Source organism: Streptomyces novaecaesareae, from assembly GCF_000716875.1.
In the GTDB taxonomy this organism is placed as follows: Bacteria; Actinomycetota; Actinomycetes; order Streptomycetales; family Streptomycetaceae; genus Kitasatospora; species Kitasatospora novaecaesareae.
Genome location: NZ_JNWQ01000001.1, coordinates 133,184 through 148,743, shown reverse-complemented (window position 1 = coordinate 148,743; position 15,560 = coordinate 133,184). Strand labels below are relative to the sequence as shown.

At 73.5% G+C, this 15,560-nt stretch carries 12 protein-coding genes; 2 read left to right on the top strand and 10 right to left on the bottom strand.

The annotated features are described in order from the left end of the window. Positions 1 to 132: 132 nt before the first annotated feature. Positions 133 to 1,959 (bottom strand): DUF2398 family protein, encoded by a 1,827-nt coding sequence (locus OP86_RS33215; RefSeq protein WP_051829506.1) that lies wholly within the window; start codon positions 1,957 to 1,959, stop codon positions 133 to 135. 291 nt (positions 1,960 to 2,250) lie between these two features. On the opposite strand from OP86_RS33215, the gene OP86_RS00640 reads away from it, so the two are divergent. Next, positions 2,251 to 3,018: a lysoplasmalogenase gene (locus OP86_RS00640; RefSeq protein ID WP_063832260.1), complete on the top strand. Its 768-nt coding sequence runs from the start codon at positions 2,251 to 2,253 to the stop codon at positions 3,016 to 3,018. 97 nt (positions 3,019 to 3,115) lie between these two features. Here OP86_RS00640 and OP86_RS00635 read toward each other — a convergent pair whose 3' ends face one another. From OP86_RS00635 to OP86_RS00600, 8 genes are all read right to left on the bottom strand, one after another. Continuing rightward, positions 3,116 to 3,781 (bottom strand): hypothetical protein, encoded by a 666-nt coding sequence (locus OP86_RS00635; RefSeq protein WP_157849627.1) that lies wholly within the window; start codon positions 3,779 to 3,781, stop codon positions 3,116 to 3,118. A 98-nt stretch (positions 3,782 to 3,879) separates the two neighbouring features. Beyond that, positions 3,880 to 4,683: an exodeoxyribonuclease III gene (locus OP86_RS00630; protein ID WP_030056431.1), complete on the bottom strand. Its 804-nt coding sequence runs from the start codon at positions 4,681 to 4,683 to the stop codon at positions 3,880 to 3,882. A 169-nt stretch (positions 4,684 to 4,852) separates the two neighbouring features. Next, positions 4,853 to 6,643: a gamma-glutamyltransferase gene (gene ggt / locus OP86_RS00625; RefSeq protein WP_030254363.1), complete on the bottom strand. Its 1,791-nt coding sequence runs from the start codon at positions 6,641 to 6,643 to the stop codon at positions 4,853 to 4,855. A 150-nt stretch (positions 6,644 to 6,793) separates the two neighbouring features. Further along, positions 6,794 to 7,777, bottom strand: a complete 984-nt coding sequence (locus tag OP86_RS00620) for a hypothetical protein (RefSeq protein WP_030056430.1) — start codon at positions 7,775 to 7,777, stop codon at positions 6,794 to 6,796. 287 nt (positions 7,778 to 8,064) lie between these two features. Beyond that, positions 8,065 to 9,171 (bottom strand): ROK family glucokinase, encoded by a 1,107-nt coding sequence (locus tag OP86_RS00615; RefSeq protein WP_030254366.1) that lies wholly within the window; start codon positions 9,169 to 9,171, stop codon positions 8,065 to 8,067. Further along, positions 9,168 to 10,013 carry an ATP-binding cassette domain-containing protein gene (locus OP86_RS00610; protein WP_030056429.1) on the bottom strand — a complete coding sequence of 282 codons (846 nt, stop codon included), beginning with the start codon at positions 10,011 to 10,013 and terminating at the stop codon, positions 9,168 to 9,170. Before OP86_RS00610 ends, OP86_RS00615 begins: the two co-directional genes overlap by 4 nt. Further along, entirely contained in the window at positions 10,010 to 11,056 is a 1,047-nt protein-coding gene (locus tag OP86_RS00605) for an ABC transporter permease (RefSeq protein ID WP_030056428.1), read from the bottom strand. Before OP86_RS00605 ends, OP86_RS00610 begins: the two co-directional genes overlap by 4 nt. Continuing rightward, positions 11,053 to 12,066, bottom strand: coding sequence for a substrate-binding domain-containing protein (locus OP86_RS00600; protein ID WP_418952574.1), 1,014 nt, complete (start codon positions 12,064 to 12,066; stop codon positions 11,053 to 11,055). The genes OP86_RS00605 and OP86_RS00600 overlap by 4 nt, the downstream gene beginning before the upstream one ends. A gap of 368 nt (positions 12,067 to 12,434) precedes the next feature. On the opposite strand from OP86_RS00600, the gene OP86_RS00595 reads away from it, so the two are divergent. Next, a complete protein-coding gene (locus tag OP86_RS00595) occupies positions 12,435 to 13,514 on the top strand; it encodes an alpha/beta hydrolase (RefSeq protein ID WP_234434721.1) in 1,080 nt (359 codons plus the stop codon). Between the two features lie 64 nt (positions 13,515 to 13,578). On the opposite strand, the gene OP86_RS00590 is transcribed toward OP86_RS00595, so the two are convergent. Further along, entirely contained in the window at positions 13,579 to 15,171 is a 1,593-nt protein-coding gene (locus OP86_RS00590) for a PucR family transcriptional regulator (RefSeq protein ID WP_030056425.1), read from the bottom strand. Between the last annotated feature and the right edge of the window lie 389 nt (positions 15,172 to 15,560).

Here is a 15,560-nt window from a genome sequence, read left to right as displayed (position 1 = left end):
ACGGGAGCGGTGCTTCTGCTTTCCCACCCCCACGACGGCGGACCGCCCACCGAACGGACGGGGCGCCCCCTGCCCCGCAGCTACGCCCGCTGCTCGGTGCGGGGGCCGGCGGGGGTGGGACCAAGACCGGCGCTATGGCTCGCGGCGGGAGTGGCGGCCGGTGCCCGGGGTGGGTTCGAGGTCGGGGGCTGGGGCGAAGCGTGCGGCGTGCGGGCGGAGGTGCCAGGTCGGGGGGCGCTTGGGCTGGGGGGTGGGGGTGATCAGGCCGAGGCGGAGGAGGAGGTCCAGGGCGTCGCGGCGCAGGGCCGTGCGGTCGGAGAGGTAGCGGGCCGGGAGGCCGTAGTCGTCGGCGATGTCGCCGAGGACGCCGTCTATCAGCGCGTCCGGGATCGGGACGTCGCCCTCGCTGCTCTCCCCGGGCAGCGGGCGGACCTCCTCGACCAGCCGCTCGACCAGCAGCAGGGCGGCCTGGGCGAGGGTGCCGACGCCGGGGAGGGCGAGGTCGGTGAGTTCGGCCGCCGGGTCGAGCAGGGCGACGCCCTCGGCACGCAGCTCGGCCTCCAGGCCGAGGAACTCGGCGAGCGCGGCCGGGCCGCTGAGCCGGTGCTCGTGCAGCCAGGCGCGGCGGTCCTCGGGGAGGTCGGCGTCGAGGACGGCAGGCGTCTCGGCGAGCAGGCGGCGTACGGCGGTGGCGGGTTCGGCCGCGGCGGCGAGGCGGATGAGATCGGCGGCGTCGTCGGCGAGGGCGGGCGGGCCGATCGGGACGGCACGGGCGAGTTCGCGGTCCACGGTCAGGACGAAGGTGTCGGCGGCGGCCTCGGACGGCAGGTCCCCGAGCACCTGCCACCCGGCCAGCGCGGCGAGCGCCATGTCGAGGTCGGCAGATTCGGCGGAATCGGCGAGACCGGCAGGGCGGTCCGGCTCGGCAACCGGCTCGGGCGCGGCGGCGCGCATCGCGTCGAGCAGCTGCCGGTACCCCAGTTGCTCCGGGGCGTCGACCAGGAACGCCAGTGCGAGCGCGAGTTGGGCGTAGCCGCCCGGGGTGAACGGGGCTCCGGTGGCGGGGTGTTCGAGGCGGCGGGCGGCGCCGGGGCCGAGGCCGGCCTTGCAGAGCCGGGCGTGCCACGGGCCGACGTCGAGGCGGTAGCCGAGCAGGGTGTCGAAGCGTTCGGCGAGCCAGTCGCGGTGACGGCGGATCAGCGGGAAGCCGTCGGCGTGCGGGCCGGAGGCGGTGACCAGCGGGTGGGCGAGCAGCAGCCGGGCGGCGATCCGGCGTTCGGCGGCGGGGAGTTCCTCGCCGGAACGATCCTGCGTGACCGGGGCCGGCGGTGGGCAGGTGTCCGCCGGCGCCTCCGGCATCACCCGGTTGAGCTCGGGCTTGCGGTGGCGGCCGGGCCTGCCCGGCTTGGCGCCTGACCGGACGACGGGCAGGGCGGCTGCGTCGCGGCGGGCGCGGCGCAGGCCGCCCTCGGTGCGGCCCTCGCGGGAGCGCAGGGAGGCGGCGGCGTGGGCGGTGGGGCCGTGCCACCAGCTGACGTCGGGGTCGGCGGGCGCGGCGCAGGCGCCGAAGTGGCGGGCGGGGTAGAGGCCGAAGGAGGCGGCGCAGAGGTCGTCGGCGGTGCCGGGGGTGGCGGCGGCGAACCACTGGGCCAGCCGCAGCAGTCCCGGATCGGGCGAGAGGGCGGCACCGGCGACTGCACCGGCGGAGGCGGCAGCGGCGGCCTGCGGGTCGTCAGCACCGTCCACGGGGGCTGTCCCAGGCAGCACGTCAGCGGCGGGCTCCCCCTCGTACGCGGCCTCGCCGACAGCCTCACCGACGGCCTCGCGCGCGGCTTCCCGCACGGCTTCGCGTACGGCGAGGAAGGGGTGGACGGTTCCCCGTCCTGCCCCGCCCGTGCGTCCGTCCGGCCTGCCGACGGCCACCCGGGTGGCGCCGACCGCGTAGTCCTGCTGATCCATGTCGGGATCCAGACTAGACGGTGCCCGGGTCACCCGGTGGCAGCAACCGGGCTCCCGCGAAAGTCTCCGCAAGTGCCCTCGAACCGGCCGGTCGCCCTCCGTTCCTCACCCCGTCCCTCACTCCGCCCCGTCGGCCGCTCGCGGCCCGCCGCTCCCCCGCCGCCACGTCATCCGCCACGTCATCCGCCGGTCCCCGCCCGGGTTACGCACCGGTAACCTGTCCTTCCGCCGCACGGCCGGCTCCCTTAGGGTCGGTGCGGATCCCCCTACCGCCCGACCCCCGGAGGCCGCATGAGCATCCGTACGACCACCCGTGCCGTCCTCGGTGCGCGCCTGCGTTCGGCCTCCGGCCTGCTGGGCGGCTTCGCGGCGACCTCGGTGGCGCACCTGGGCTCGATCCTGTCCGGCGCGTCGGTGCTGCAGAACGCCACCAAGCCGGCCCTGATGCCGCTGCTGGCCGCGCACAGTGTGGCGGCGGCCAGGACGGCCGAGCGGGAGGCGCCGAAGCTGCTGGCACCGGCGCTGCTGCTGAGCGCGGGCGGGGACGTGCTGCTCCAACTGAAGAACGACCCGGCGTTCCTCGCGGGCATGGGCTCCTTCGCGGCGGCGCACATCTGCTACGTGACGATGTTCGTCCAGCGCGGCGCGCTCACCGACCGCCGCCGCGCCCTGGTGGTCGCGGCCGCGTACGCGACGGCCTGGGTCGGCCTGGTCGGTCAGCTCTGGCCGGACCTCGGGGACCTGCGGATCCCGGTGGCCGGCTACAGCCTGCTGCTCACCTCGACGGCCGTCACCTCGGCCGGGCTGGGCTGGCGGACCGGGCTGGGCGGGGCGCTGTTCCTGCTCTCCGACACGTTGATCGCCACCAAGCTGGCGAAGTGGCGGGAGCTGCCGGGGCATCAGTTCTGGATCATGGCGACCTACGTGCTGGCCCAGTACCTGCTGGCCGACGGCATCCTGGCGCACGAGAACGGGCTCGCACGGGAGGACGGGCTCGCGCGGGCGGACGGCCTCGCGCGGGCGGAGCGCCCGCAGGGCCTGGAGCCCCGGCCGGTCTGACACGACGGTCTGACACGCCGCCGCGCCACCGGTCCCGTCAGGGGCGGTGGCGCGGTCGGCACAGGGGCGGGGGCGGGGGCGGGCAGCGGCGAAACCTTCAGGCACCGCGCCTGCGCAGCAGCCAGAAGCCGCCGACACCGCCTGCGACCAGGGCGAGGCCCCCGGCCAGCTCCGCCGGGTTCGCCGCGACCGAGCCGCCGAGGCCGGTCTTCACCGAGCCGTGCGGGGCGACCTGCTGGCTGCCGGCACCGGACTGCCCGAGCGAACCGGCCCACTCCCCCGCCGCCTGGCCCCAGTCGCCGAGGCCCTTCTCGGGGGTGGTGGCCGTGACGGTGGTGACCGTCACGCTGGTGGAGAAGGCGCCGCCGTCCGGGCAGGTGCCGTCGACCTTGCTGTCCCCGGCGTGCTGGGAGGCCAGCCGGGCGGAACCGGTGTGCTTGCCGTCGGAGCCCAGGGTGAGGGTCGCCGGGCCGCCCTCGAAGGCGGCGGAGCGGGCGGTGATGGTCTTGGCTTCGGGCTTGTCGGACTTCTCGCAGGAGACCGTGACCGTCACGGTCTGGCCCGGTGCGGCCTGGGACGGGCTGACCGAGGCCGCGCCGTCCCTGGCGGAAGCGAGGGGGGCCGTCAGACCGGTCAGCGCCGTCGCGCCGATCAGAGCGGCGGCGGCCGTACGCATGGGGCGCATGCCGGAACCTCCGGGATTCTCGGGCGCAGCCGGGGACTCCATGTCCACGTGGTCGATCAACTGCACCCGGTCACTCACCGACGCTAGGTACGCGCCCCGTGCTCAGCCAGCGCTCAGGACCGTTCGAGTTACGGCCCGCTACCCGGCGTGAGGTGCCGCATGACCTGCGGCGTGGCTCACAGGTCGAGGTCCACCACGACCGGCGCGTGGTCCGAGGTGCCCTTGCCCTTGCGGGCCTCGCGGTCGACGTAGCTGTCGGTGACGGCGTCCGCGAAGGCCTTGTTGGCGTAGGTGAGGTCGATCCGCATGCCCCGGTTCTTGGGGAAGGCCAGCTGGCGGTAGTCCCAGTAGGTGTAGGGGCGGTCGTACTTGAGCGGACGCGGCACCACGTCGTGCAGGCCGATCTCGCCGAGGGCCTCCAGCGCGGCGCGCTCGACCGGGGTGACATGCGTCAGGCCCTCGAAGGCGGCGACGTCGAAGACGTCCTCGTCGGAGGGGGCGATGTTGAAGTCCCCGAGGACGGCGAACGGGCGGGAGCCGGCGGCGTCCTCGACGGAGGCCTTGCGCAGCGCCTCCAGCCACTCCAGCTTGTAGTGGTAGTGCGCGTGGCCGACCTCGCGGCCGTTGGGCACGTAGACCGACCAGACCCGGACCGGGCCGCAGGTGGCGGCGATGGCCCGCGGCTCGACGTCGGGCAGCAGGGCGCCGTCGGCGAGGTAGCCGGGCTGGCCCGGCAGGTCGCGCACGACGTCCTCCAGGCCGAGCCGGGAGACGATGGCGACGCCGTTCCAGCGGCCGGTGCCGTGCGCGGCCGTCTCGTAGCCGAGCTCGCGGACCTCGTCGTACGGGAAGGCGTCGGCCGCGCACTTGAGCTCCTGGAGGCAGAGCACGTCGGGCTTGGCGCTCTCCAGCCACTCCAGGAGCTTGGGCAGCCGCGCGGTGACGGAGTTGATGTTCCAGGTGGCGATGCGGACGGTCACGGCGGGCGGCCTTCCCGGTGGTTCGGTACGGACGGGGTACGGACGGGTACGGACGGGGCGGGCCGCCCCTCGCGGGGAAGGCCCACCCCGAACATACCGCCCGGCACTGACAATCCGGACGGCCCCGGCGCCCGGCCGCCGCCGGCCGACGTCAGCGCGCCCGCCGACGTCAGCGGGCCGGCCGGACCACCGCCGCCGAGCCGCCGCCGCGCCGCACCGGTTCGGCGGCGGCCACCCAGCGCCCGTCCGGCAGCCGCTCGACGCCCGTGGCGGCGCCGATCTCGGCCACCGGGCTGAACGCGTGCCCGAGCGCCGCCAGCCCGGCCCGCTCGGGCAGTGCCAGGAAGGCGGGCTCGGCCTGGGTCGCGGCGGTGTTGCGCTGGCTGGCGCGCGGCGCCGCGATCGCCTGCTCCAGGCTCAGGCCCCGGTCGAGCCGTCCGAGCAGCACCTGGAGGGTGGTGGTGATGATGGTCGCGCCGCCCGGGCTGCCGGTGGCCAGGAACGGCTCGCCGTCGCGCAGCACGACGGTCGGGGACATCGAGGAGCGCGGGCGCTTGCCCGGGCCGGGCAGGTTGGGGTCGGGGACGCCGGGGGCGAGCGGGGCGAAGTCGAAGTCGGTCAGCTCGTTGTTGAGCAGGAAGCCCCGGCCGGGGACGGTGATGCCGCTGCCGCCGGTCTGCTCGATGGTGAGCGTGTAGGAGACGATGTTGCCCCAGCGGTCGGCGACCGTCAGGTGGGTGGTGTTGGGGCCCTCGTAGGGCTCGGCGACGGCCTGGCCGGTGTCGGCGCAGTCGGCCGGGTGGCGCGGGTCGCCGGGGGCGAGCGGGCTGCTGAGGGCGTGGTCGGGGCTGATCAGGCAGGCCCGGGAGGCGGCGTAGCGCTCGGAGAGCAGCTGCCTGGTGGGGACGTCGACGGCCGCCGGGTCGCCGACCCAGCGGTTGCGGTCGGCGAAGGAGATCCGGGAGGCCTCCAGGAAGTGGTGGTAGTACTGCGTGCCGCTGTAGGTCGAGACGTCGCCGCCGTCCTCCAGGATGTTGAGCGCCTCGCCGACGGTGGTGCCGCCGGAGCTGGAGGGGGCCATCGAGTAGACGTCGTAGTCGCCGTGGGCGACGTGGGTGGGCGCCTGGTCGCGCACCGCGTAGGCGGCGAGGTCGGCGGTGTCGACCCTGCCGGGGCGGGCGTTGCGGCCGGAGGCCGGGTCGACCGGCGGGTGTTGCAGGGTGTTGACGAGGTCCTGGGCCAACTGCCCCTGGTAGAAGGCCTTGACGCCGTCCTTGGCGAGCAGCCGGTAGGTGGCGGCGAGGTCGGGGTTGCGCAGGACGGTGCCGACCTCGGGGGGCTTGCCGCCGGGCAGGTAGAGCTTGGCGGTGGCCGGGAAGTCCTTGAACCTGGCCTGGTTGTCGGCGGTCTGGCCGCGGAAGGTCTCGTCCACGACGAAGCCGTTGTCGGCGATCCGCTCGGCGGGTTCGAGGTTCCGGGCGAGCGAGCGGGTGCCCCATCTGCGCAGCGCGGCGTCCCAGGTGGCCGGGGTGCCGGGGACGCCGACGGACAGGCCGCTGGTGACGGCGTCGGCGAAGGCCAGCGGTTTGCCGTCCTCCAGGAACAGTCCGCTGTCGGCGCTGCGGCCGGCCGTCTCGCGGCCGTCGAGGGTGTGCACCCGGCCGGTGGCGTGGTCGTAGTAGACGAAGTACCCGCCGCCGCCGATGCCGGAGGAGTACGGCTCGGTGACCCCGAGGGCCGCCGCGGCGGCGACCGCCGCGTCCACCGCGTTGCCGCCCTTGCGCAGGACCTCGATCCCGGCGGCGGTGGCGTCGGGATCGACGGTGGCCACCGCGCCGCCCCAGCCCACCGCCTCGGGTGCCTTCGGCGGCGGGGCCGCGGCCCCGGCGGGCAGCGCGGTGGACCAGACCAGCGCGGTGGTGAGCAGCAGTGGTGGCACCAGGCGGGTGAGCGCCCTCATCCGATTCCTCCTGAGTCGACGTCAACTCAGTTCTTCCACAGGAGGGATGATCCGACAACCACTCCGCACTGCTACCAACGGGTAGTTGACGTGCTGGACGCCGACACGGTGGCGCCGCCTCCGGTTCCGGAGGCGGCGCCACCCGACCGGTCAGTGCAGCTCGACCACCTCGTGCATCCCCAGGAAGGCGTGCGGGACGCCGGTCTTGTCGTCGGGGATGAAGCAGAGCAGGACGTAGGTACCGGGCTGAAGGTGCTTCGCCTCGAACGTCGCGGTGTCGCCCGGGGAGATCGCGCCGAGGCCGGACGGCAGACCGGTGAACGGCGGGGCCGGGTGCTGACCCTTGGCGGTGGCATCGAAGAACGCCTTGATGTCCGCGTCGGTGGTGCCCGGCTTCACGGGCTGGACCACCATCTCGTGCAGTTCGTCCGCCTCGTTGCGCACCACGATGGGGGCGTCCGCGTCGTCCACGTCCTCGACGTCGAACCGGGGCCCGGCCGACGTCTCCTCCAGGATGACGGTGCCGTGCTCCTCGGACCCGTGGTGGTGCCGGTCGTGCCGGTGGTGCCGGTGGCGCCCGTTGTGGCCCTCGAACTCGATCGTGGCGAAGAGCGGGTGCGCCGGGTCCTTGAGGAAGGCGCCGAAGTCCAGCACCAGCACCTCCCCGGGGTCGACCTCCTCGGTGAACCGCACCGGGACGTCCGGCGCGACGAAGGCGCCGCCCAGCGCATCGGCCGCTTCCGTGACGGCCTTGATGCCCTGGGCCGCGGTCGCCGGGGTCTGGCTGACGGCCTTGGTCAGGTCCGCGAACAGGGTGGCCTTCGAGACTCCCTCGTGCGGACGGATCAGCTGGATCTGACGGCCGGCCGGGTCGTCGGTCTCCACCTCGAACGTGACCAGGCCACCCTCGGCCTCGTCCTGGACGTCGATCTTCCCCTTCTCAAGGTCGATGTCGACGACGTTCCGGTGGTGCGTGCGGTGCTCATGGTGCCCGTGGTGACCGTGATGCCCCCCGTCGCGCCCGCGATGGTGGCCGTCTGCGGTCGCGACCCCGGCGGTGGCGACGGTGGTGGCGCAGGCGAGTGCGGCTATCGCGGCGATTCGGGCACTGCGGCGGAGCGTTGAGCTTGGCATGGATGTCCTTTCGTGAGCCCCCTGGCACCGAGAGTCACCGATCTCCGCATCGGTCAAGCAACCACGCCCGGAGCTCTGCCCGTTCGGCCCACCGGATTCCGCCCGTACAGCCCAGGGCCGGTCCGGTGGATCAGCCCGGGGATCAGCCCGCGACCGGGAGGGCGCGCCTGCGGGAACGGCCGACAGCCGACAGATTTCAGCGAACAGAAAACGAAATCTGTTCGCTGAAATCTGTCGGCTGAAATCTGTCGGTTGAAAGTCGTCCGCCGCCCGGCGCCCCCGCCCCCCTACAGCGCGCTGCGCTCCACCCGCCGCCGCTTGATGGTGCGGAAGCGCCGGGCCACCTGACGGGCGAGGTCGGCGGCACCGACCAGGCCGGCCTCGTTGCCGAGGGCGGCGTGCACGATGACGGCCTCGGGGCGGAAGCCGCGGCCGGTGAGGGTGCGGCGGAAGGTGTCCCGGGCCGGGCCGAGCAGCAGGTCGCCGGCCTCGGAGACGCCGCCCCCGATGACGAAGCGGCCCGGGTCCAGCCCGGCGGCCAGGTTGGCGATGCCGACGCCGAGCCAGGTGCCGACCTCGTAGAGCAGCTCGACCGCGACCGGGTCGCCCTCCCGCGCGGCCTCGGTGACCAGCGGGCCGGTGATGCCCTCGACGGTGCCGCCCGCCCGGGCCAGCAGCGGCTGCACCACCGGCGACTCCTCGGCGACCAGCTCGCGCGCGTCGCGCACCAGCGCGTTGCCCGAGGAGTACTGCTCCCAGCAGCCCCGGTTGCCGCACGGGCAGCGGTGGCCGCCGGGCAGCACCTGCATGTGCCCGAACTCGCCCGCCAGGCCGTACTTGCCGCGGTCGACGTAGCCGTCGCGGACCACCGCGCCGCCGATGCCGGTGCCCAGGGTGAGCATCACCATGTGGTCCTCGCCGCGCCCGGCGCCGAAGCGCCACTCGGCCCAGGCGGCCGCGTTGGCGTCGTTCTCCACGATCACCGGGAACCGCAGCCGCTCGCTGAGCGCCTGCTGGAGCGGCTCGTTGCGCCAGTTGAGGTGCGGGGCGAACAGCACCCGGGAGCGCTCGGCGTCGACCCAGCCGGCCGCGCCGATGCCGACGGCGTGGACGTCGTGCCGGTCGGCGAGCTGCAGCACCAGCTCGACGATGACGTCCTCGACCACCTTGGGGCTCTTGCTCTTGTCCGGGGTGTCGGTGCGCAGCTTCTCCAGTACCTTGCCCTCGCCGTCCACCACGCCGGCGACGACCTTGGTGCCGCCGATGTCGATGCCGATGGTGGGCAGCCGCAGTATCCCCGCGGGCAGGGCGCGGCGGCGGCGCTCGGCGCGCGGGCCGAGGCCGAGCAGGGTGGGCAGGACGGGCGGCCGGGTGCTGCCTTGAGGGCTGGTCACGGCTGCGGACGCTCCTCACGGGAGTCGGGAACAGGGGGTCGGGCCAGCTCGTGCGAGAGCTCGGCGAGGTCGGAGCCGCCGGCCATCTCGGTGGTGAGCTGTTCCAGGCCGATCTCGGCGCGCGGGTGGCTGCCCGCCATCCGGCCCCGCCGGAGCAGGGTGAAGTGGTCGCCGACGAGGTAGGCGTGGTGCGGGTTGTGGGTGATCAGCACGACGCCGAGCCCGGCGTCGCGGGCGGCGGTGACGTACTTGAGCACCACCCCGGACTGCTTGACGCCGAGCGCGGCGGTGGGCTCGTCCAGGATCAGCACCTTGGCGCCGAAGTGCACCGCGCGGGCGATCGCCACGCACTGGCGCTGGCCGCCGGAGAGGGTGCCGATCGGGCGGTCGACGTCGTGCAGGTCGATGCCCATCCTGGCGAGCGCCTCGCGGGTGGTGGCGCGCATGCCCTCGGCGTCCAGGCGCAGTCCGCCCCAGCGGCGGGTGCCCTGCTCGGAGCCGAGGAAAAAGTTGCGCCACACCGGCATCAGCGGGACGACGGCGAGGTCCTGGTAGACGGTGGCGATGCCGCGCTCCAGGGCCTGGCGCGGGGAGTCGAAGCGGACTTCCTCGCCGGCCACGGTGTAGCTGCCCTCGTCGTGCCGGTGCAGCCCCGAGATGATCTTGATCAGGGTGGACTTGCCGGCCCCGTTGTCGCCGAGCACGCAGCTGATCTCGCCGGCCCGCAGGGTCAGCGAGACGTCCTGGAGCGCCAGGACGGTGCCGTAGCTCTTGCCGACGCCGTCGAGGGAGAGCAGTTCGGTGCCCATGCCGTCCGTGTTCGTCGCAGCGTCCGTGTTCATCGCGGCCCCCGCTCGGCCCGGCGCTTGACGTAGGCGTTCAGCAGCGCGGCCAGCAGCAGCATCGCGCCGAGGAAGAACTTGAACCAGTCCGGGTTCCACTGGGCGTAGATGATCCCCTTGCTGGCCATGCCGAAGATCAGCGCGCCGAGCGCGGAGCCGACCACCGAGCCGTAGCCGCCGGTGATCAGGCAGCCGCCGATGACGGCCGCGACGATGTAGATCAGCTCGTTGCCGATGCCCTCGCCGGACTGCACGGTGTCGAAGGAGAACAGCAGGTGCTGGCCGAGCACCCAGGCGCCGAAGCCGACGCCCAGGTAGAGCAGGGTCTTCGTCCGGGCGACCGGCACGCCGACCGCGCGGGCCGCGTCCGCGTCGCCGCCGACGGCGAAGATCCAGTTGCCGAAGCGGGTGCGCAGCAGCACCCAGCTGCCGACCACCAGCAGGCCGAGCCACCACCAGACGGTGGCCTTGATCGTCAGCCCGCCGACGGTGACCTCGGAGGCGAACAGCCGGCGGCAGGACTCGAAGCCCTCCATGTCGGAGATCGACTTGGTGGAGACCGTCCCCGAGATCGCCTTGGTGACGCCCAGGTTGGCGCCGGTCAGCATCAGGAAGGTGCCGAGGGTGACGATGAAGCTGGGCAGCTTGGTGCGGCCGAGCATGAAGCCGTTGAACCAGCCGATCGCCAGCGTGGTCGCGAGCGAGACCAGCACGCCGACCCAGGTCACCGCGGTGAACTGGTACGAGACCATCGAGGAGGTCAGTGCGGCGGTGGTGACCAGCACGCCGGCCGACAGGTCGAACTCGCCGCCGATCATCAGCAGCGAGACGGGCACCGCCATGATCCCGATGGTGGACGCCGCGTAGAGCACGGTGCCCAGCGAGGAGAGCCGCAGGAAGGGCTCGGCGGCGCCCGCGAAGACCGTGAACACCGCGACGGCGGCGATCAGCGAGCCCAGTTCCGGGCGGGCGAGGAGCCGCCGCACGGCCGCCGGGCGGTCCCGGCCGAGACCTTCCTGGGCGAGGAGGTCCGTGCTGCTCACCTGGTCCCCCTCGCGACGTACTCGGCGAGGGCGTCGGCGTTGTCCTTGGTCAGGATCTGCGGGCCGGTCTCGACGGGCTTGCCGCCGCCGAGCATGTCCAGGTTGGACCGGTAGAGCCAGAGCAGGTCGACGCCCTCGTAGCCCTGGAGGTAGGGCTGCTGGTCGACGGCGAAGCCGACGCTGCCGGACTTGAGCCCGGCCACCACCTGCCCGCCCAGGTCGAAGGTGTCCAGCTCGACGCTGCGGTGGGCGTCCTGGATCGCCTGGAGTCCGGTGGCGGCCATCGGGCCGGAGAGGGTGAGCACGGTGTCGATGGCCGGGTCGGCCTGGAGCTTGGCGGAGATCGCGGCGCGGGCGTCGGGCATGTCGACGCCGTTGACGTACAGCACCTGGAAGGCACCGCCGGCCTTGGACTGGGCGCCGGAGCAGCGCTGCTCCTGGCCGACGTTGCCCTGCTCGTGGATGACGCAGAGCACGTTCTTGCGCCCCCGGGAGGACAGCTCGGTGCCGGCCGCCCGGCCGGCGGTGGACTCGTCCTGGCCGATGTGGGTGAGCGCGCCGAACTTCTGCGAGTACTCCTGGCCGGAGTTGATGGTGATCACGGGGATGCCGGCGGCCTTGGCCTTGGCGAGGACGTCGGCCATCGCGTCGCCCTTGGCGAGGGTGACCAGCAGGCCGTCGACCTTCTGGTCGATGGCGGCCTGGACGAGCTGGACCTGGTTCTGGGTCTGCGCGTCGTTGGAGTACAGGAAGGTGATGTTGTCCTTGGCGGCGGCCTGCTCGGCGCCCTTGCGCACAGTGTCCCAGAAGGCGTCGCCGGCTCCGGCGTGGGTCACCATGGCGACCTTCCAACGCGGGGTGGTGACGGCGCTGCCGCCGGCGGCCGCGGCCTTGGCGCGGGCCTCCTCGGCGCGTCTGCCTCCGGTACTGCTGCAACCGGCCGCGGTGACCGCGAGTGCCAGGACGGCGCACACGGGCCAGAAGCGGCGGGACGGACGAAAGCGGGTGATGCTCATCCCCATAGTCTCCCTGGCCCGGTCGCGCGGCCTCGCACCGCCTCGCCCAGCGGCGTGAACGGCGCGGGAGGTAAGCTGCCGCGGGGGACCTTTCCTGGAAGTTCGCTGAACATCTGGTCCGGACGACCTCCGTCCGGGTGACAGACTAGGCGCCGATCCGAAAGGGGTGCATCACGGGGACGTGATGTTCCTCTCAGGTTCCGCACAGAATCGGACGGCAACCGATCATCCGTCATCGGCCGTCTGATGCCATTGACGTGCGTTCGGGCGACTGGGGCCCGGGCGGCGAGCGACCCGGATACGAGAACTCGATGGAACTGACAGGTACGCCATTCCTCCTCCTCACCGTCATCCTTGTGCCGGTGTCCATCACAGTGGCGTTGCTGTTCTGGGGGAAGGTCGGCGGCCCGCAGCCGGTGAAGACCCTCACCCGGATCGTCATGATCATGTTCTGCCAGGTCACGGCCGTCCTGATGGTCTTCGTGATGGTCAACAACGCCAACCTGATCTACGGCAACTGGGACGACCTGCTCGGCACCGGCAACCACGTCCGCGCGGTGCCGCCGGTGCCGACGACGGACGCGGCCGGCGGCGGGGGCCCGGGCAGCGACGCGGCCAAGGAGCTCCCGAAGGTCAAGCAGAGCTTCGGCGGCGTGAACGACCCGGCCGTCCCCAATGACGTGCAGAAGACCGATCTCAAGGGCCAGGTGTCCGGCGTCGACGGCGAGGTGCTGGTCTGGCTGCCGCCGCAGTACAACGACCCGGCGTACAAGGACAAGAAGTTCCCCGTGGTCGAGCTGATCCCGGGCTTCCCGGGCTCGTCCTCCACCTGGTACGGCACGCTCAAGGTCTCCGAGCAGCTCAAGCCGCTGATGCAGCAGGGCAAGGTCGCCCCGTTCATCCTGGTCTCGCCGCGCACCCTGCTGCTCGGCAGCAGCCAGGACGCGGGCTGCACCGACATCCCCGGCAAGATCAACGCCGACGCCTGGATCACCCGGGACGTCCCGCAGATGGTGCTGGACAACTTCCGCGCCGACCCGTCCTCGGACCGCTGGGCGATCGCCGGCTACTCGGCCGGCGCGCACTGCGCGGCCAAGCTGTCGCTGGCCCACCCGAACCGGTACCGGGCCGCCATCGCGATGTCCGGCTACAACGACCCCGCGACCGAGAAGGACTCGCTGGTCGGCAAGGACCCGAAGCTGCGCGAGGCCAACAACCCGGTCAACATCCTGAAGGCCGCCCAGCAGCCGCCGAAGGTCGCCATGCTCATCAGCGGCGCCAAGGGCGACGGCTACGAGGACGGCGAGGCGATCCGCGCCGCGGCCAAGGCCCCGACCACCGTCCAGGTGGAGGAGGGCACCGGCCCGCACACCACCGACATGTGGAAGCGGATGGTGCCGGGCGCCTTCACCTGGCTGACCTCGATCATCCCGGCGCAGTAGCGCACGGCCGTACGACGGGGGCCCGCCGCGATCACCATCGCGGCGGGCCCCCGTCGTCGTCCCGTCAGGCCAGTTCCAGCGCCAGGTAGAAGTCCACCCGGTCCTCCAGCCGGGAGAGGTCACGCCCGGTCAGCTCCTCGATCCGGCCGATCCGGTACCGCAGGGTGTTGACGTGGACGTGCAGCTGCGCGGCGCAGCGGGTCCAGGAGCCGTCCGAGCGCAGGAAGGCCTCCAGGGTGCGGACCAGGTCCGCCTGGTGCTCGATGTCGTACGCGATCACCTTGTCCAGCAGCCGGCTGCGGAAGGCCCGGCGGACCTCGTCCGGGACGGCGGCCAGCAGCAGCACGTGCGAGGCGAGCTCCTCGGGGCCGGCGACGCAGACCCGGCCGACCCGGGAGCCGGCGATCCGGCGGGCGTGCCGGGCCTCCTCCAGGGCGCCGCGCAGGCCGCCCGCCTCGGAGGCGGGGGCGGAGACGCCGAGGGTGATCCGGCCCTCGGAGCCGAGCCCGGCCTCCAGCGGGGCGAGCAGGTCGCGCAGGGCGTCGGCGGGCACCGGGCTGTCCAGGGCGGACAGCACCACGACGGCGCCGGTGCCCGTCCCGGCGACCAGGGCCCGTTCGCCGACGGAGCCGAGCGCCTCCTCCAGGACGGCCCGGACGGTGCCCTCGGCCAGGCCGGTGCCCTCGGCGCTGAGCACCAGCCAGGAACCCTCCTCCGGCTGGGACTTGGGCTCGTGGCTCTCGTAGCGGGCGGCCATCGCCGAGGAGGCGTACAGGGTGCGGCTGATCTCGGCCGGGTCGGCGTCGCGGCGCAGCAGGGCGAGCACCTCGTCGGCGAGGCGGCGGCGCAGCCGGCGGCCCTCGTCGCGGCGGTGGCGCTCGGCGGCGACCAGACGGGCCAGGTTCTCGGCGAGCTGCTGGCGCTTGGTGGTCCACTCGGTGATGTCGCCGGCGACCGCGAGCATCCAGTCGGCGAGCGGCATCTCGTGCTCGGCGGAGGCCGCGGCGGGCAGCAGCGAGTAGGAGCCGGCCGCCAAGCGGGCCCGGTGCGGGGGGCGGCGGCGCTGGCGCTGGGCGGCGAGGTGGGCGCGGACCAGCTGGTCGCGGTCCTCCGCGGAGAGCCGGTCGGCGGGGCCGGCGATCACCGCGCCGGTGGGGGCGAGCACCCAGCAGTCCAGGTCGAGGTCGCCGCCGAGCAGGTCCAGCACCGCGTCCAGCCCGCCGCCGCCGGCGGCGGAGACCAGCAGGCGGTGCCGGTCGACCAGGGCGGCGAGGTCGGCGGCGCGGTCGGCGGAGACCTGCCGGCCGATGAACTCGGTGACGGTGCCGAAGGCGATGTCGTCGGGGACGGCCAGCAGCGGCATCCGGTGCCGGCGACAGGCCTCGACCAGGTCCGCGGGCACCGGGCCGACCTCGGCCTCGCCCGCCGCCAGGGCGACCGCGCCGCCGGCCGCGAGGGTCCGCACGAAGCGTTCGGAGTCGGCCGGAACGGTGCGCCAGAGCATCCCGGTGAGCACCAGTTCGCCGCCGTGCAGGTAGCGGCCCGGGTCCTGCAGGTCCGTGGTCATCACGCCGCTGACCTGCCGGTCCAGCTCTTCCTCGGCCGCGAGCAGGCGCAGTCGCGGGGCGCCGGGGGCGAGCAGGTCACGGACGCGCATCCGCGGACTCCTTCTGGGGGGACTGGATCGGGGCTGGATCGGGGCTGGGGAGGGAATGAGGAGGGAATGGGGGCCGGGCGTTCGGTCGGGGCCTTCGGTCGGGCCTTCGGTCCGGGGGACACAGTGTGCCCGAACATACGTGCTCGGCGTTACGTACCAGCGGGCGGCCGGATTACGGGCCCGTAGCCCGTCCGTCACGGCCGGATTACGGTCGTAGGTGGCACTCCGCGAACACCTGGACTGCGGCATTCTGCTCCTTAGAGGAACGTACAGGATGCCGGGCGCGACCACAGCCGGGGCTTCATGCCATCGGTGACTGCCAGTGGGCCGCGTCACAGGAGTTCACTGGGCGACACGCCGCCGGACACCCGGCGGGCGACGACTTGAGG